Annotated in this window: 16 protein-coding genes; 6 read left to right on the forward strand and 10 right to left on the reverse strand. The window is 72.2% G+C overall.

Annotated elements, in window-relative coordinates; all coding sequences use genetic code 11:
* Positions 1-9: 9 nt before the first annotated feature.
* The 5 genes from AB0I51_RS36605 to AB0I51_RS36625 all read right to left on the reverse strand — a co-directional run bounded on the left by AB0I51_RS36605 (position 10) and on the right by AB0I51_RS36625 (position 5,438).
* Complete coding sequence (locus tag AB0I51_RS36605; protein ID WP_362982708.1) at positions 10-870, reverse strand: SGNH/GDSL hydrolase family protein; 861 nt, start codon at positions 868-870, stop codon at positions 10-12.
* Positions 867-2,030 carry a glycosyltransferase gene (locus AB0I51_RS36610; RefSeq protein ID WP_362982709.1) on the reverse strand — a complete coding sequence of 388 codons (1,164 nt, stop codon included), beginning with the start codon at positions 2,028-2,030 and terminating at the stop codon, positions 867-869. Before AB0I51_RS36610 ends, AB0I51_RS36605 begins: the two co-directional genes overlap by 4 nt.
* Complete coding sequence (locus tag AB0I51_RS36615) at positions 2,027-3,154, reverse strand: glycosyltransferase family 1 protein (RefSeq protein ID WP_362982710.1); 1,128 nt, start codon at positions 3,152-3,154, stop codon at positions 2,027-2,029. Before AB0I51_RS36615 ends, AB0I51_RS36610 begins: the two co-directional genes overlap by 4 nt.
* A gap of 139 nt (positions 3,155-3,293) precedes the next feature.
* Complete coding sequence (locus AB0I51_RS36620) at positions 3,294-4,712, reverse strand: HEAT repeat domain-containing protein (protein ID WP_362982711.1); 1,419 nt, start codon at positions 4,710-4,712, stop codon at positions 3,294-3,296.
* A 333-nt stretch (positions 4,713-5,045) separates the two neighbouring features.
* Complete coding sequence (locus AB0I51_RS36625; RefSeq protein WP_019066472.1) at positions 5,046-5,438, reverse strand: ankyrin repeat domain-containing protein; 393 nt, start codon at positions 5,436-5,438, stop codon at positions 5,046-5,048.
* 256 nt (positions 5,439-5,694) lie between these two features.
* On the opposite strand from AB0I51_RS36625, the gene AB0I51_RS36630 reads away from it, so the two are divergent.
* Both AB0I51_RS36630 and AB0I51_RS36635 read left to right on the forward strand, forming a co-directional pair.
* Positions 5,695-5,889, forward strand: coding sequence for a hypothetical protein (locus AB0I51_RS36630; protein ID WP_019066471.1), 195 nt, complete (start codon positions 5,695-5,697; stop codon positions 5,887-5,889).
* Between the two features lie 34 nt (positions 5,890-5,923).
* On the forward strand, positions 5,924-7,501 hold the full coding sequence (locus tag AB0I51_RS36635; RefSeq protein ID WP_362982712.1) for a hypothetical protein: 1,578 nt from the start codon (positions 5,924-5,926) through the stop codon (positions 7,499-7,501).
* A gap of 130 nt (positions 7,502-7,631) precedes the next feature.
* On the opposite strand, the gene AB0I51_RS36640 is transcribed toward AB0I51_RS36635, so the two are convergent.
* Entirely contained in the window at positions 7,632-9,134 is a 1,503-nt protein-coding gene (locus AB0I51_RS36640) for a PLP-dependent aminotransferase family protein (RefSeq protein ID WP_362982713.1), read from the reverse strand.
* Positions 9,135-9,198: 64 nt separating this feature from the next.
* On the opposite strand from AB0I51_RS36640, the gene AB0I51_RS36645 reads away from it, so the two are divergent.
* The 4 genes from AB0I51_RS36645 (at position 9,199) to AB0I51_RS36660 (ending at position 12,673) form a co-directional block, all read left to right on the forward strand.
* Complete coding sequence (locus tag AB0I51_RS36645; protein ID WP_362982714.1) at positions 9,199-9,888, forward strand: hypothetical protein; 690 nt, start codon at positions 9,199-9,201, stop codon at positions 9,886-9,888.
* Positions 9,885-10,652: a glycerophosphodiester phosphodiesterase gene (locus tag AB0I51_RS36650; protein ID WP_362982715.1), complete on the forward strand. Its 768-nt coding sequence runs from the start codon at positions 9,885-9,887 to the stop codon at positions 10,650-10,652. Before AB0I51_RS36645 ends, AB0I51_RS36650 begins: the two co-directional genes overlap by 4 nt.
* A 41-nt stretch (positions 10,653-10,693) precedes the next feature.
* Positions 10,694-12,043: an MFS transporter gene (locus AB0I51_RS36655; RefSeq protein WP_362982716.1), complete on the forward strand. Its 1,350-nt coding sequence runs from the start codon at positions 10,694-10,696 to the stop codon at positions 12,041-12,043.
* 255 nt (positions 12,044-12,298) lie between these two features.
* Positions 12,299-12,673, forward strand: a complete 375-nt coding sequence (locus AB0I51_RS36660) for an RNA polymerase-binding protein RbpA (RefSeq protein ID WP_003977404.1) — start codon at positions 12,299-12,301, stop codon at positions 12,671-12,673.
* 106 nt (positions 12,674-12,779) lie between these two features.
* On the opposite strand, the gene fxsA is transcribed toward AB0I51_RS36660, so the two are convergent.
* From fxsA to AB0I51_RS36680, 4 genes are all read right to left on the reverse strand, one after another.
* Complete coding sequence (fxsA, locus tag AB0I51_RS36665; protein ID WP_362982717.1) at positions 12,780-13,337, reverse strand: FxsA family membrane protein; 558 nt, start codon at positions 13,335-13,337, stop codon at positions 12,780-12,782.
* A gap of 72 nt (positions 13,338-13,409) precedes the next feature.
* Positions 13,410-14,222, reverse strand: a complete 813-nt coding sequence (locus AB0I51_RS36670; RefSeq protein ID WP_362982718.1) for a polyprenol monophosphomannose synthase — start codon at positions 14,220-14,222, stop codon at positions 13,410-13,412.
* Between the two features lie 533 nt (positions 14,223-14,755).
* The gene (locus tag AB0I51_RS36675; RefSeq protein ID WP_362982719.1) at positions 14,756-16,357 is read right to left on the reverse strand and encodes an amidohydrolase; all 1,602 of its coding nucleotides are present in this window, start codon (positions 16,355-16,357) and stop codon (positions 14,756-14,758) included.
* 47 nt (positions 16,358-16,404) lie between these two features.
* Positions 16,405-16,845 (reverse strand): Lrp/AsnC family transcriptional regulator, encoded by a 441-nt coding sequence (locus AB0I51_RS36680; RefSeq protein ID WP_317881683.1) that lies wholly within the window; start codon positions 16,843-16,845, stop codon positions 16,405-16,407.
* Positions 16,846-17,020 lie beyond the last annotated feature (175 nt).

The following is a 17,020-nucleotide window of genomic DNA, read 5'->3' on the forward strand; positions in this document are numbered from 1 at the left end:
GTGCGCGCCCTATGCGGTGTCCGGCTGCTTCTCCCCCACCGAGAGGGCTGCCAGGGCCGCCGACACCGCGTGGGACGCGCTCAGGTCGAGCCGCGCGCTGGTGCCCCGCGCGCGGTGGCGCATCTCGTCGGCGGCCAGGCCTAGGAGCTGCGGCAGCAGGTCGGTGCAGCGGCGGGCCACCCACCCGGTCCCCGCGGTCGCCAGCCACCACAGGCTGGCCGACCTGGTGGGTACCGGGAACTCGGGCTCGGGCGAGGGCGCGGCCCCCGTGGCCACGCCCTCCTCGGAGAGCAACGCGTGGAAACGCAGGGCCAGTTGGCGGTGGCCCCGCTCCCCGGGGTGCAGCCGGTCCGCGCTCCAGATCGCGCGGTCCGTGATCCACTCGCCCTCCGCGGCGTGCAGATGCACGGCCCCGTAGCGCTCGGAGAGCGCGTGCACCACCGTGTTGACGGCTCGCTGCCGCCGGGCGAGTGGACGGGCCAGTGCGCCCGGGAGGCCGAGCATCGCGCCCGGGTCGGGCAGACAGGCCGTCAGGAGGACCGCGCCCTGTGCCGTGAAGGCCGCGTAGACCTTGTCGAGCCGGGCGGCCAGGGCCTGGATGTCGAAGGTGCAGCGCAGGGTGTCGTTGACGCCTATGACGACGGACACGATGTCCGGGTTCAGGGCGAGCCCGGCCGGGGTCTGCCGTTCCAGCACGTCCCGTGACTGTGCCCCGCTGGCCGCGAGGTTCGTGAACTCCACGGTGTCTTCGGGCGGCCCGGCCAGTGCGTCGGCGAGCAGCGCGGCCCAGCCGCGCCATGACTCGCCGACGGGATCGCCCACGCCCTCGGTGAGCGAGTCACCGAGGGCGACGAAGCGGACCGTTCTCATACCACGCCTCCGGGCACGAAGCGCCGTACCGGAACATCCGCGTCGTGCGCGGCGAGGAACGCGTCGACCGCCGTGTCCCACCCGAAGCACTCCGCACGCGCGCGTGCCATCTCCCGCCGCTCCGGCTCGGAGCGTTCGAGCAGCATGTCCACGGCGTCCGCGAAGGCCCTCCCGTTGTCCGCGGCCGTGGCACCGGCGGAGCCGATGACCTCGGGGAGCGCGGACGAGGCGCTGGCCACCACGGGCGTGCCGCAGGCCATCGCCTCCAGCGCGGCGAGCCCGAAGGTCTCGGCGGGCCCGGGTGCCAGGCATACGTCGGCGGAGGCCTGGAGCGCGCCGAGCAGGCGCCGGTCGGAGACGTGCCCGAGGAAGGTGACCGGCAGCCCGCGCTCCCGCGCCCGCTGTTCGAGCCGGGCCCGCAGCGGCCCGTCCCCGGCGACCACGAGGACTGCCCGCCGCCCGCGCCGTACCAGCGCCTCCAGGGCGTCGAGCGCCGTCCCGGGCCTCTTCTCCACGGAGAGCCTGGTGCAGGTCACCAGGAGAACCTGGTCCACGCGCGCGTACTCCGCGCGCACCACCGGGTCCCGCAGCGCCGGACTGCGCCCCACCAGGTCGACGCCGAGTGGAGCCCGTACGACGTTGCGGGCGCCGATGCGGACGAACTCCCGCTCGGCGAACTCGGTGGTGCACACCACGCGCGCGTAGGTGTGTGCCGTACGGACGTTGAGGGCGTCGGCGGTGCGCCGGGACAGGTTCTCGGACAGGCCCCAGGTGCGCAGGACGCCGTCGGCGGTCTCGTGGGACACCATCACGGCGGGGATGCGGGCCCGCCGTGCCCATTTGCCCGTCCAGCGGAGGGTCGTACGGTCGGAGACCTCCAGGCGGTCGGGGGCGAGTTGTTCCAGGAGGGTGGCCACGCGTCGCTTGTCGGCGAGGACGCGGTAGCCGCCGGTGCCGGGCAGCAGCGGTCCGGGCAGGGTGATGATCCGGCCCTGCTCGGTCTCCCGGTCGGTGTGGCGCTCGCCGGGCACGATGAGGACCGGGTCGTGCCCGGCCTCCTTGTAGCCCTTGCCCAGCTCGCGCAGAGCGGTGCGCAGCCCCCCGGAGGCGGGGGCCACGAAGTTGGCGAGCCGCACGATCCGCAGCGCAGCGGTGTTCACGCCGCCACCACCACCTTGCGCGCGGCGAGGACGTCGCCGTAGTGCGCGATCAGCTGGTCGCCGACGGCCGCCCAGGTGCGGCCCTCGACCATGGCCCGCGCGGCGGTGCCGTACTCGGCCCGCAGCGCGGGATCGGCGGCCAGGGTCCGTACGGCGTCCGTCACCGCGCTCTCGTCGCGCGGCGGGAAGAGGAACCCGGTGCGCCCGTGGGCGACCAGGTCGAGCGGTCCGCCCGCGGCGGGCGCGACGACGGGAACGCCGCTGGCCATGGCTTCCTGGACGGTCTGACAGAAGGTCTCAAAAGGTCCGGTGTGCACGAATATGTCCAACGAGGCGAAGATACGGGCGAGCTCGTCGCCGGTACGGCGTCCGAGGAAGACCGCACCCGGCAGCGCCTCGGTGAGATGCGGCCGGCTGGGTCCGTCGCCGACCACCACGACACGGACGCCCTGGAGACCGCAGACTCCGGCGAGGAGTTCGATCTGCTTCTCGGGGGCGAGCCGGCCGACGTAGCCGACGATCAGTTCGCCGTTCGGGGCGAGTTCGCGGCGCAGCGCCTCGTCCCGGTACTCGGGCCGGAAGCGCTCGGTGTCCACACCGCGCGGCCAGAGCCTGACCCGGGGCACACCGTGTGCCTCCAGGTCGCCGAGGGCCGCGCTGGAGGGCGCGAGGGTGCGGTCGGCGGCGGCGTGGACGGAGCGGATCCGCCGCCAGGCGGTGGCCTCGCCGGCGCCGACGTACGTACGGGCGTATCCGGCCAGGTCGGTCTGGTAGACGGCCACGGCGGGGATGCCGAGCCGGGCGGCGGCGGCCATGCCGCGGACGCCGAGGATGAAGGGGCTGGCCAGGTGCACGATGTCGGCGCGGTGTTCGGCGATGGCCGCGGCGACGCGTCGGCTGGGGAGGGCGACGCGGACCTGGGGGTAGCCCGGGAGCGGTAGGGAGGGGATGCGGATGACGGGGCACGGCGACTGGGCGTCGGGCCCGCTACCGGCCGCGGTGGCCGGCGCGACGACGAGCGGATGATGACCGCGATCCACGAGGTGCCGGGCGGTCTGGAGCGCGCAGTGGGCCACGCCGTTCACATCGGGGGGAAAGGATTCGGTCACGATGACGACACGCATACCCGTGTTGTCGCCGTGCTGGACGTGCCCGCGTCAACGTGGATCTATGCGAACGGTGAACGTCCCATGAGCGTTGCGCTGCACACCCGAGCAGGCCAGACGGCGTCCATGCCCGTCTGACCCGCGGGTCATCCCGTGTTCACACTGCGGGGGCGTCGGGCCCGATCCGGCTTCGTACGGCTGTCTGTACTTCCGCTTCCTCGGCCGGGTCGGCGGCGAGCCTGCGGAGCTGTTCCACGACCCGGGCGTCACCGGTCTCGGCGTGCCGGGCGGCGATCTCCCGGGTGGTCTCCTCGCAGTCCCACAGGCACTCGACGGCGAAGCCGGTGGGGAAGGAGGGGTCGGTGGCGGCGAGGGCCCGGGCGGCCCGGGTGCGCAGATGCGACGAGGCGGTTTCCCGGTACACATGGCGCAGGACGGGTGCCGCGCAGCCGATGCCGAGGCGTCCGGCGCCGTCGACGAGGGTCCACAGGGTGGGCGCGTCGGGTCCTTCGCCCATGACGGCCTCCCTTAGGGCGCCGAGGACGAGGTCGCTGTCCTGGGCTCCGCCCCGGCAGGCGAGCATCCGGCCGGCGGCGGCGCCGAGCGGGTCGGGGCGGCGGGCCCAGCCGCGGGCCCGGTCGACGGCGGCGACGGAGCGCATCCGTTCGAAGGCGTCGACGGCGGCGCCGACCACGGGCGCGGAGCCGGTGGCGACCGCCCGTTCGATCAGTTGGAGGGCTTCGGAATCGTTGCTGTCGGCGAGATACCGCAGGGCGGTGCAGCGGGCTCCCTCGCTCCCGTCCTTGGCAGCCTCGACGATCTCGGGCCGGTCCTCGGGGCCTGCGACGGCACTCAGGCAGCGGGCGGCGGGGACGTGCAGCGCGGCGCCGCGTTCGATGCCCTGCTGGGCCCATTCGAACACCGCTTGCACGCTCCACCCCGGACGGGGCCCGGTTGGTCGCATCTGCCGTTGCCAGCGGTCGAAGCAGCCGGCTTCCTGGGCGGCACGCACGCGCGTGGCGATCGATTCGCGTGAGTCCTCGGCCCACAGCCGCCAGGGCCGGGGTTCGAAGGCGTCGCGCACGGCGGCAGCCAGTTCGGCCTCGCCCTCGGGGTCGGCCGGGAAACGCGCCAGGACGGGGGCGGCGAGGGCGCGCAGGCCCGCGTCGTCGTCCCTGAGCGCCAGTTCGTCGAGCGCCCAGGCCCAATTGGTCCCGGAGGTCGCGTACCGGCGCAGCAGCGCGAGCGCGTCCCGCCTGCCGTAGGAGGCGAGATGCCCCAGGACGGCGAGGGCGAGACCCGTGCGGGACTCCTCGGTGTCGAGGACGTCCTCGGTGTCGAAGAGGTGGGCCTCGACGGCGTCCAGGTCGCCGTTCAGATCGAGGTAGAGACGGGCGTAGTACAGGGAGCGGTTCTCCACCTGCCAGTCGTGGCGGGGATCGCGCAGCACGCAGTGGTTCAGCGCAGCCAGTGCCTCGGCACGGGGTGCGGTGAGCGCGTGCAGTGTGCCGTCGCCGCGGCCCCGCTGAAGCAGGCCGAGCAGCGTACCGCTGGGCGCTATGACCGGATCGAACATGGGAAACAGCCTCACATCAAGCGTCGACGCAACCGGGGGACGTGCACTACCTGGCCGCGTGACAACACGTCGGGGCGCCCGCCGTTTCCTGCTTGCTGTAGACCATTTTCCTCTGCCTCTCGTCGGTGGCCCAAGCGGACCCTCACGGCCCGCGCGGTGCGGCAACACCTGCCCGGCCATCGCGTCCGTGAATCACGACGTCATGATGACCCGGCAGTTCTCGCTGCCGCGACCGAAATTTCGGGCGGCCCCGTGCTGCCTTCCCCCGTTTTCCCCCGTTTTCCTTGTCCTACCTGGTCACAAGGCCCGTCCCAGTCGGTGACGGACCACACTTCAGTGCGCGCCGAACAGCTCCAGCAGCTCGGCCTTGCCGAACATCCGGGCCGTGTCGAGTGCCGACGGCGTGCCCGCGGCCGGATCGGCACCGGCCTCCAGCAGGACTTCGATCACCTCTTGCTCGCCCTTGAAGACGGCTCCGGCGAGCGGGGTCTGCCCCCGGTCGTTGATCCGGTCGGCCTCGGCCCCCCGCGCCAGCAGGGCCCGTACGGCGTCGGCGTGCCCGTGATACGCGGCGAGCATCACCAGCGAGTCACCGCGGTCATTGGTGAGGTTGGCCGGAACGCCCGCGTCCACATACGCCACCAGCGCCTCGGTCCCACCCTGGCGGGCCAGATCGAAGATCTTGGTCGCGAGCTCCACGACCTCGGGGTCGGGGGCTTCGCTCATCGGCCTGACCGCCTCTCACTAGTACGGGTGAATCGCCAGCGTACTGGCTCCGCCGACACATGACCGGCGCCCTCCGAGGCAAAGATCACCACAGGGCCCGACATGGGTGAAACCCCTGCTCAGACGGCCCGAATGCGCTCCGCCATCAGAGGGAAATACGCAGAAATTCACCCACTTGCACCTTTTATCGTATGGATACATCCTGTGATCCTGGAAGAACTCATGGTGACTGTCCCCACGAACCAGGAGAGCTCAAATGATCCTGTCCATGTCAGGCGTCGTCCTTCTCGGCATCATCGTCTTCCTCTTCTTCAAGAAGGACGGACTCAAGGCCTCCCACGCCATTGTGGCCGCGCTCTTCGGCTTCTACATGGCCAGCACGGCCATCGCGCCGAGCATCAAGGCCGGTGGGGAGAGCCTGGCGAGCCTCCTCGGCGGCATCAAGTTCTGACGCAACCACCCGTACGCACCACCAGGAGACAGCAGTGGCCCGGCGCCCCCTCCCCCGCATCCTGAGCAACGGCAGCGCACAGATCGCCCGGAGCCGGGAGCTGGCCCGGACGGCGGCCGACAGCGCCACCGACGTCCTCCATCCGCTGATCACGATCACTCGCGGTCTGCGCCGGCTGGCATCCGCCGGGCGGCGCAGATGGGCCGACACCCCCAAGGACAAGCGCGGGCCACTGCTGTTCCTGGTGGCCTCGGTGGTCCTGGTGGTGGCACTGGTGCCGTACGGCCCGCTGCTCGCCGCCATCGCCCTGATGGCGGCGGCAGCATGGCACGGCCGCGACCGCACCCCGCCGGCGCCCGAAGGGCCCGACGAGTCCCAGACCCAGCGCCTGCAGTCCCTCTACGAGGCGCTGGTGCCCTACTTCTCCGCCGCAGAGGACCCGGCGCCCCTGTTCGCCCACGGCGGAGACTGGGAGAAGGCCTTCCCCGCCTACGATTTCGACGGCGCGGGCCGGATCACCCACCTGGTCGTCCGCTACCCGGCCTACTTCACCGACGGCGAGGCCGACTCCCGCGCGCGGATCGAGCAGCTGCTCACCGCGAAATCCGGCCGCGGCCGGGAGTACCGGTTCGAGTGGGACGAGGAGGGCAACCAGCTCACCGTCGGCGTCCTCGCCCCGCTCCCCACCGACATCACCGCCCAGCGCTTCGTCACCGCCCCCGGCGAGACCGTCCTCGGTTTCACCGACCCGACCCACGTCCACCGCACTCTTCCCCTGACCCACGGCACGGAACAGCGCGACGTCCCGCCCGTCGTCTGGCGCACCGGCATCCGATCCACCGAGCCGAACCTGCTGGTCATGGGCCAGCCCGGCAGCGGCACCTCCACCCTGCTGCGCTCCATCGCCCTCCAGGCCCTCCAGTACGGCGACGTCCTGATCGTGGAGGGCGGCGGCACCGGCGAGTACGCGTGCCTCACCGGCCGGGACGGCGTCCTCGCCGTCGAGTGCGGACTGACCGGCACCCTGGCCAGTCTGGAGTGGGCCTCTCAGGAGACGGAACGCCGGCTGATCGCGGCCAACCACGCCCGCCAGTCGGGCCACCCGGCGCCGGACGACACCAGGCGCCCCCTGTGGATCATCCTGGACCGCCCGAGCGCCTTCGCCCACCTGGCCGCGGCCGACGGCCGCCAGGACCCGCAGTCCCTGCTCCAAGTGCCCCTGCGGCACGGCCGCGCGGCCCACGTGACGGTGGTGGTGGCCGACCAGTTCGACTGCGCGGACACCCTGAGCGACGCCGTACGACAGCACACCCGCGCGCGTGTCGTCCTCGGCCCCGCCACCACCGCCCAGTTGGAGGCGGTCCTCGGCGCTCCCCCGCACACCACGCCGATCGCCCAGGTGCCGCCCGGCCGCGGCTACGCCCGCCTCGGCAGCGGCCCGGTGCACCGGCTCCAGGTCCCGGCGACGCCGGACCCGTACGACGACGCCACGAGCGACGGGGACCGCCAAGCGGTGCTGGCCCTGCTCCCGCAGCTCACGACACCGGCGGACGCGGCGGAGACAGTGGCGACGGAAGCGGTGGTGGAAGCCGCGGTCGCGGAGTCTTCGTAGGAGCCGGGTTCGGCGCGGGCGGCCGGGAGTCGTCCGCCCGCACCGGCCCCGGGCAGAGCGCGAAGGCCGGACCGCAGCTCACCGAGCGGGGGCGCCCACCCGCACCGAACCCGGGTACGTCCCTCGCCGGCTACGCCACGAACGTCCGCGGCGACTCGCCGCCGCCCCCGCCGACGCCGTTCTCCACCAGCCGGGCCGCCGCGGCCAGCCGTACCGCCGCCTCCTCGGCCACCGCCCCGCCCACGGTGAACGGCAGCCGCACATACCCCTCGAAGGCCCCGTCGACGCCGAAGCGCGGCCCGGACGGCACCCGTAGCCCCACGCGCTCCCCCATCTCGGCGAGCCGGGAACCCGACAGCCCGCCCGTGCGCACCCAGAGCGTGAGCCCGCCCCCGGGCACCTCGAACTCCCAGCCGGGCAGCTCCCGCCGTACCGCCGCGACCAGCGCGTCGCGGTTCTCCCGGGCCTGGCCGCGCCGGATTTCGACGGCCTGCTCCCAACCGCCCGTGCTGAACAGCCAGTTGACGGCGAGCTGTTCCAGCACCGGGGTGCCGAGGTCGGCGTAGGCGCGGGCGGCGACCAGGCTGCGGATGACGTCGGGGGCCGCGCGCACCCAGCCGATGCGCATGCCGGCCCAGAAGGCCTTGCTGGCGGAGCCGACGGTGATGACGGTCGAACCGGCCGGGTCGAACCCGCAGACGGGCCTCGGCATCTCGACGTCGTCGTCCAGCCACAGCTCGGTCATCGTCTCGTCGGCGACGAGCACGGTGCCGGCCGAGCGGGCCGCGTCCACGAGTTGACGCCGCTGGTCGTCGTCGGCGAGGGCGCCGGTCGGGTTGTGGAAGTCGGCGACGACGTACGCGAGCCGGGGCGCCGCGTCCCGCAGCACCTGCCGCCAGCGGTCCATGTCCCAGCCGGTCAGCCCCTCGGCCATCGCCACGGGCACCAGCCGGGCGCCGGCCTCCCGCATCAGCTGGAGGATGTTGGCGTAGGAGGGCGACTCGACGGCGACCCGCTCACCGCGTCCCGCGAAGAGGTGGCAGATGGCGTCGATGGCACCCATCGCGCCGGTCGTGACCATGATCTGCTCGGGCATGGTCGGGATCCCGCGCAGGGTGTACCGTTCGGCGATCATCGCGCGCAGCGCGGGCAGCCCGGCCGGGTAGTCGCCGTGCGTGTGGGCGTACGGCGGCAGCTCCTCCAGTGCGCCCTGCACGGCCCGGGTGAGCCACGGCTCGGGCGCGGGCAGCGAGGCACAGCCCAGGTCGATCACCGAACCGAGGGACTCCGGGGGCAACGGCTCCAACCCGCGCGCGGGGAGCGGATTTCCGGCCGGCACGGCGGTCCAGCTGCCGGCCCCGCGCCGGGACTCCAGGAATCCTTCGGCGCGCAGCGCCTCGTAGGCGGCGGCGACCGTGGTGCGGCTGACAGACAGCGCGAGGGCGAGTTCCCGCTCGGCGGGCAGCCGGGCGGCCACCGGCACGCGCCCCTCCAACACCAGAAGACGGATGCCGTCCGCGAGGGCCCGGTAGGCGGGCGGCCGGCGGGTGCCGGGCCCGGCCGGGCGGTCCTGCTGGGAGTTGAGCAGCCGGGCCAGCTGCGCGGCGCCCATCGCCGAGGTCCACTGCGCCATGGAAACCAGTCCACCTTCCCGGAATTGGCCATGGATGACGTCTGTTCTCAAGCCACAGAGTGTCATGCGTCAGGCCACTACCACCACCAGGGGGCATCCCTTGTCCACGCGGAACCGTCTCGGCCGACGGTTGGTCCAGCTCTACGTCGGACTCGCGCTGTACGGCGCCAGCTCGGCGCTCCTCGTGGTCTCCGGCCTGGGCCTGGAGCCCTGGAACGTGCTGCACCAGGGCCTCGCCGAACTCACCGGCCTGACGATCGGTGTCGTCTCGATCGTCGTGGGCGCGGCGGTGCTGCTCCTGTGGATCCCACTGCGCCAGCGCCCGGGCCCGGGCACCGTCTCCAACGTGTTCGCGGTCGGGCTCGCCATGGACGGCACCCTCGCGCTGGTGCCCGACGCGCACGGACTGGCCGTACGGATTCCGCTGCTGCTGGCCGGCATCCTGCTCAACGGGGCCGCCACCGGGCTCTACATCTCCGCGAGCTTCGGACCGGGCCCGCGCGACGGGCTGATGACCGGGCTGCACAAGCTCACCGGCCGCTCCATCCGCCTGATCCGCACGGGCATCGAGGTCGCCGTCGTGGCCACCGGCTTCGCGCTGGGCGGCACGGTGGGCGTCTGCACTCTGCTCTACGCCCTGGCGATCGGCCCGCTCGCCCAGCTCTTCCTTCGCGTCTTCGCCGTCCCCTCGGCATCGGGCCGCAGCACGGTCGTAGCCACCGGGTCACCGGAACGGGCGATACTGCCCGGGTGACCACGCTCATACGTCATCCGTACCTCGACCATCCCGGCCCCATCCCCTTCGCCCACCGGGGCGGCGCGGCGGACGGCCTGGAGAACACGGTGTTCCAGTTCCGGCGCGCGGTCGAGCTGGGCTACCGGTACATCGAGACCGACGTCCACGCCACCGCGGACGGAAAACTCGTCGCTTTCCACGACGAGACCCTGGACCGGGTGACCGACGGCGCGGGCCGGATCGCGGACCTGTTCTGGTCCGACGTCAGCCACGCGCGCGTGGCGGGCAGGGAACCGGTGCCCCTCTTCGAGGAGCTGCTGGAGACCTTCCCCGAGGTCCGCTGGAACGTCGACGTCAAGGCGGAGCCGGCACTCCACCCTCTCCTGGACCTGCTGGAGCGCACCGACTCCTGGAACCGCGTCTGCGTCGGCTCCTTCTCCGAGAAGCGTGTGGTCCGCGCCCAGCACCTGGCCGGGCCGCGCCTGGCCACGTCGTTCGGCACGCGCGGGGTGCTGAATCTGCGGCTGCGGTCCTGGGGTGCGCCCCTCCCGGTGCGCCGTTCGGCGATCGCCGCACAGGTGCCCGAGGAGCAGTCGGGCGTCCCCGTGGTCGACCAGCGCTTCATTCGCGCCGCACACGCGCGTGGAGTGCAGGTCCACGTGTGGACCATCAACGAGGCCGATCGCATGCACCGGCTCCTTGACCTGGGAGTGGATGGCATCATGACCGATCACATCGACACACTGCGCGAGGTCATGGTGGAGCGGGGCGTCTGGGCCTGAACCCCGGTAGCCGGCGCGTGCACGGGGAAGCGAGGGCACGGGTGGGTACCGACACCCTGCGGTCACAGGAGACCGGCGAGGCAGCCGAACGGCGGCGCGAACAGCGCGGCTGGTACTTCTACGACTGGGCCTGCTCCGTCTACTCGACGAGCGTGCTCACCGTGTTCCTGGGCCCCTATCTGACCTCGGTCGCGAAGTCGGCGGCCGACCCGGACGGGTACGTGCATCCCCTGGGGATACCGGTCCGGGCGGGCTCCTTCTTCGCCTACACCGTCTCCGCGTCCGTGATCGTGTCGATCCTGGTCATGCCCCTCGCGGGCGCGGCGGCCGACCGCACGGGCCGCAAGAAGCCCCTCCTGGCGCTCGCCGCCTATGTGGGCGCGACCGCCACCACGGGTCTGTTCTTCCTGGACGGCGACCGCTATCTCCTGGGCGGCTTCCTGCTGATCGTCGCCAACTCCTCCGTGGCCGTGTCGATGGTCCTGTACAACTCCTACCTCCCGCAGATCGCCCCGCCCGAGGAACGCGACGCGGTCTCCTCACGCGGCTGGGCCTTCGGCTACGCGGCAGGCTCCCTGGTCCTCGTCGCGAACCTGATCCTGTTCACCGCCCACGACTCCTTCGGCCTGTCCGAGTCGATGGCCGTCCGCATCTGTCTCGCCTCGGCCGGCATCTGGTGGGGCGCCTTCACCCTCGTACCGCTGAAGCGACTGCGCGACCGCGGCCGTACGACGTCCGAGGCGCCCACGGCACAGGGCTGGCGGCAGCTGGCGGCGACGGTCCGGGACATGCGCGGCAAGCCGCTCACCCTGTCCTTCCTGTTGGCCTACCTGATCTACAACGACGGCATCCAGACGGTGATCTCGCAGGCGTCCGTGTACGGCTCCGAGGAGCTGGGCCTGAGTCAGTCGGCGCTCATCACGGCCGTGCTGATGGTCCAGGTGCTGGCAGTGGCGGGCGCGCTCGGGATGGGGCGACTCGCCCGGACCTACGGGGCCAAGCGGACGATTCTCGGCTCGCTGGTGGCGTGGACGGTGACCCTGGCCGCCGGGTACTTCCTGCCCGCCGGCGCGCCCGTCTGGTTCTTCGTGCTGGCCGCCGGGATCGGCCTCGTCCTGGGCGGCAGCCAGGCGCTGTCCCGGTCCCTGTTCTCGCATCTGGTGCCGCCCGGCAAGGAAGCCGAGTACTTCTCGGCGTACGAGATGAGCGATCGGGGCATGAGCTGGCTGGGCCCACTTCTGTTCGGGGTGACGTACCAGCTGACCGGAAGTTACCGGGACGCGATCATCTCCCTGGTGGCCTTCTTCATCGTGGGATTCGTGCTGCTCGTACGGGTTCCCGTGGCACGGGCGATCCGCGACGCGGGCAATCCTCTTCCCGAGAGGATTTAGCACTGGAGGCGAAAGGGCGGTAGTGTACGCGTTTGGCCTGCCTGGCGTACCGTTACTGCGCGTCAAAGATGACGAATCGCTAGGTGACATCTACTAGTAGATGTGACAAACCGGGCGCTGGTGGGTACAACAAGGGGCGGCTACGACGGCGACGCATGACCCCGTACGGGAATCTTTACCGCCGACCGGACGTTGACCGGATGACGACGACAGCGACACCTGTCCTGTGGGCGACAAGCCCGGGAGGCACGATTCATGAGTGAGCGAGCTCTTCGCGGCACGCGCCTCGTGGTGACCAGCTACGAGACGGACCGCGGTATCGACCTGGCACCACGCCAGGCCGTGGAGTACGCATGCGAGAAGGGACATCGCTTTGAGATGCCCTTCTCGGTCGAGGCGGAGATTCCGCCGGAGTGGGAGTGCAAGGTCTGCGGGGCCCAGGCACTCCTGGTCGACGGCGACGGCCCTGAGGAAAAGAAGGCCAAGCCCGCGCGTACCCACTGGGACATGCTGATGGAGCGGCGCACCCGCGAGGAACTCGAAGAGGTCCTTGAGGAGCGTCTTGCCGTTCTCCGTTCCGGCGCGATGAATATCGCGGTTCACCCGAGGGACAGCCGCAAGTCGGCCTAGTCCCGGAGGTGCGGAGCGGTTCTACCGCACACGCAAGTGGCACAAGCAAGTAAGCGCGGGCGCCGTACGAACATGTACGGCGCCCGCGCTTTTGCCTGCCCGGATGTCAGTGGGTGAGCGGCGGGCGCGGGCCCTGCGGGGCGCCGCCGCCGGGCTCGTCCCGGATGACCTCGCCCTGGACGACCTTGCCGTCCGGGCGGTGCATACGGGCCTGCTGGAAGGCGTCCCCGAGGGTGCCGGGGGCGGCCCTGCGCAGCTTCCGCTCGACCGTGCGCTCCGCGTAGCGACCCAGCGCCCGCTGGACCGGCGGGATCAGCAGGAGCAGTCCCACCGCGTCCGAGATCAGCCCCGGGATCATCAGCAGCAGGCCGCCGAGCATCATCAGGCCGCTGCCACCGCCGCCGGCCGGGGCGGTGCCCTGCTGCACGGCCTGGCTCAGGTTCTGGAAGGCCCGCCGGCCCGCCCGCTTGATCACCACGGCGCCGAGCACCAACCCGGCGAGCAGCAGGAAGAAGATCACAAGACCGCTCGACGCGCCCGCCACCACGGTCAGCAGCCAGATCTCCAGCACCAGCCACGCGGCGATGCCCAGCGGCAGGAACGTACGCAGCCGGGAACGCGGGGGCCGGGCGGCGGAGGAAGGGATGGGTGCGCCAGTCGTCATACATCCAGTGTGCCTGGGCCCGGCTCAGTGCGGGATAAGGGGACGATCAACGAGGTCTGTGGGGTTGCGGGGCTACGGCTGTGAGGGCTTCCCTCCGGGCTTGACCCGGCCGCGGAGTTTGCCGACCCGCTCCCCCACGCCCCAGGTGGTGACCCGCCACAGGGCCTCCACGAGGATGTCGCGACTCATCTTGGAGTCGCCGTGTTCGCGCTCCACGAAGGTGATGGGGACCTCGACGACGTGGTAGCCGGCCTTGACGGCGCGGCGGGCCAGGTCGACCTGGAAGCAGTAGCCCTGGGAGGCGACGTCGTCCAGGCCGAGGCCTTCGAGGGTCTCGCGGCGGAAGGCGCGGTAGCCGCCGGTGATGTCGCGCAGCGGCAGGTCGAGCGCCACGCGCGAGTACAGGCTGCCGCCCCGGGAGATGAACTCGCGGGACTTCGGCCAGTTCACCACCCGGCCGCCGGGCACCCAGCGGGAGCCGAGCACCAGGTCCGCACCCTTGAGGGCGGTGAGCAGCCGGGGCAGCTCCTCGGGCTGGTGGGAGCCGTCGGCGTCCATCTCGACGAGGACGCCGTATCCGTTTTCGATGCCCCAGCGGAAGCCCGCGAGATAGGCGGCGCCGAGGCCCTCCTTGCCCTTGCGGTGCAGCACCTGGACCTGTTCGTCCTCGGCCGCCAGCTCGTCGGCCAGCTTGCCCGTGCCGTCGGGGCTGTTGTCGTCGGCCACGAGGACATGAGCCTCCGGAACCGACTGCCGTACCCGCCCGACGATGGCCTTGATGTTCTCCGCCTCGTTGTAGGTCGGGATGATCACCAAGGCCGTGCCGAGCGGGCCGAACTTCCGCCCCTGGGCCTGTGCCGCGAGGGCTCCGTCGCCGTCGTTCACTGCTGCCCCTTCATGTCCGTACGCAGGCGTCCACCATAGTGGCCGCCGCCTGGGATGACGCGCCACGTCGTTCGTACGGTGGTGTCGATTCGACAAGAACGGGGTAAGACTGTGCGTTTTGGGCACCGGCGTGCTGCGGATGGGGGCCCGGCGCCCTTCGGGCCGACCTGGGACCCGCCGGCTGCGGGTCGACCAAAGCCGTTGTCTACTGGACGTCCGGGCCCCACCCGGGTCACACCAGCCGACCGGCCGGAACGTTCCCTCGCCGTGGCGCGGGCGCTGAGCCTGGCTCCCAGTGGCGGTGCCCGGTGCGGCACACCGTCCCTGACCCAGCGGCGCTTCGGCGATTGTTCGGAGGTTCCCCGGTCGGGCGTCCGGTGGTGGACTCGGACGAACCTACCGGCCCCCTGCGCCCGCCTGTCAACAGCCGTCTGATCTGTGCTTTCTCCATCAACTGGCTGGTCAGGGCTGAGGATGCGCAGGTCGCGCGACAGGGCGGCGGGCGCGGATCGGGGGCGCGCCACCCCGGGAGATCACTCGCCCGGCCGTACGAACACCGTCCGTCCGCCCACGACGGTGCGCAGACAGACGGGAAGGTCGCCGCCCGGCGTCAGGTCGGGCAGTCCGGGGGTGCCGGAGCGAGGGTCGGTCGACCAGCGCGCGACCCGGTCGTCGGGCGCCTGCACGACCAGGGCGTCGGTCCGCCAGACGGCATAGTCGGCGGGCGCGCCCGGGACCAGAACACCCGCGTCGTCCCGTCCTACGGCCCGCCAGCCGCCCCGTGTATGTGCGGTGAACGCGGCCCGCGCGGAGACCCGATGTTCAGCCGTTCGGTGGAACGCGGCGGCCCGGACCGTCCCCCAGGGGTCGACCGGGGTGACCGGGCTGTCGGAGCCGAAGGCGAGCGGCACACCAGCCCGGAGCAGAGCCGCGAAGGGGTTCAGGGCGCGCGCCCGCTCTACGCCCAGGCGCTGGGCGTACATGCCCTCCTCGCCGCCCCACAGCGCGTCGAAGGCGGGCTGCACGGAGGCGGTCAGGCCCAGCTCGGCGAAGGCCGCGATGGTCTCCGGGGTGAGCATCTCGGCGTGTTCGACGCGATGGCGGGCGGCGCGGACGCGGGCCAGGCCGACCTTCTCGGCGGCTGCGCGGACACCTTCGACCACGGCGGTCACGGCGGCGTCCCCGATGGCGTGGAAGCCCGCCTGGAGGCCCGCCTCGGTGCAGGCGACGACATGGGCGGCGACGGCGTCCGCGTCGAGGTACGCGATGCCGGTGTGCCCGGCGTCGCTGTACGGCTGATGCAGGCAGGCGGTGTGCGAGCCGATGGAGCCGTCGACGAAGAGGTCCCCGGCAGCCCCTACGGCGCCCAGCTCCCGTGCCTTCGCGACGTCCTGCTCGGCCCAGTAGCCGACGACCCGCGGCCCGGGCTCCTCCGCGGCGAGCCGCAGCAGGCCCGTGAAGTCGTCCTCGGAGGAGATGTCGGGCCCCGCGCACTCGTGGACCGAGCCGACGCCCAGGGAGGCCGCGTGGGCGAGGGCGGCGCGCTGGGCCTCGACGCGCTGCTGCAGCGTGATGGCGGCGAGCGCGGTGGCGCGGACGGTGTGGTGGGCGTCGGCGGTGAGGGGGCCGTCCGGCGCCTCGAAGCCGGGGACGACATCGAGCAGGGCCGTGGTGACGACCGCCGAGTGGACGTCGATGCGGGAGAGGTAGAGCGGGCGTCCGCCGGTCGCCGCGTCGAGTTCGGCGCGGGTCGGCGGGCGGCCCCCGGGCCAGCGGGCGGCGTCCCAGCCGTGGCCGAGCAGGACGCGGTCGGCCGGGCGGGCGGCGGCGAAGTCCCGGACGAGGGACAGGGCCGTCTCCAGGGAGGGCGCGTCGGAGAGGTCGAGGCCGGTGAGCGCGAGGCCGGTGGCGGTGGTGTGCACATGTGCGTCGGTGAACGCCGGGGTGACCAGCGCGCCGTCCAGGTCGACCACCTCGTCGACCCCCTCCGCGAACGCGTCGGCCGCACCCTCGGAGCCGACCCAGGCGACCTGGCCGCGCTCCACGACCATCGCGGTCGCGAAGGGGTCGGCGGGGCTGTGGACTTCGCCGCGGCGGAGCAGGACGGTGGCCGGTTCGGGGGTGCGCTCACTCATGGGGAACAGTCTCGCGCCTCGCCCGCGCGGCCTCGCACGCAGGTCGGTCAGATACGCGGCGGGCGGGCCTCGTACGGCGTCGAGAGGACCACCGTGGTGCGGGTCGAGACGCCGGCCAGGCCGCGCAGCCGGGCGAGCAGCTCCTCCAGTTCGTGCGGGGTGGAGACCCGCACCTTGAGGATGTAGTTCTCGTCACCGGCGACGCTGTGGCAGGCCTCGATCTCCGGGACGCCGGAGAGACGTTCCGCGATGTCGTCGGGGGCGCTGGGGTCGAACGGTTTCACCGAGATGAAAGCGGTCATGGGCAGGCCCACCGCCTCCGGGTCGACGACCGCGGCATACCCGCGGATGACGCCACGCTGTTCCAGCCGGCGCACCCGCTGGTGCACGGCCGACGTGGACAGGCCCGTGGCCTTGCCCAGGTCTGTGTAGCTCATCCGCCCGTCCTTGACGAGCAGCTGCACGATTTGTCGGTCCAGCTCCTCCATGGCGCAAGAACTTACATGGCGGCTGATCTCCTCCGATACCTCAGCGGCGCAGGTCATACCCGGTTCGTGATGTGGCGGAGTGCAGCCTGTGAGCCAGCTGGGGACAAACCCGCCGCCCCGGGCATCTGCGGGCGGCATGTGACGAACGCCACAGGCCCCGAGCGGTCTCCGTGAT

This window comes from Streptomyces sp. NPDC050549, from assembly GCF_040655035.1.
GTDB lineage: Bacteria > Actinomycetota > Actinomycetes > Streptomycetales > Streptomycetaceae > Streptomyces.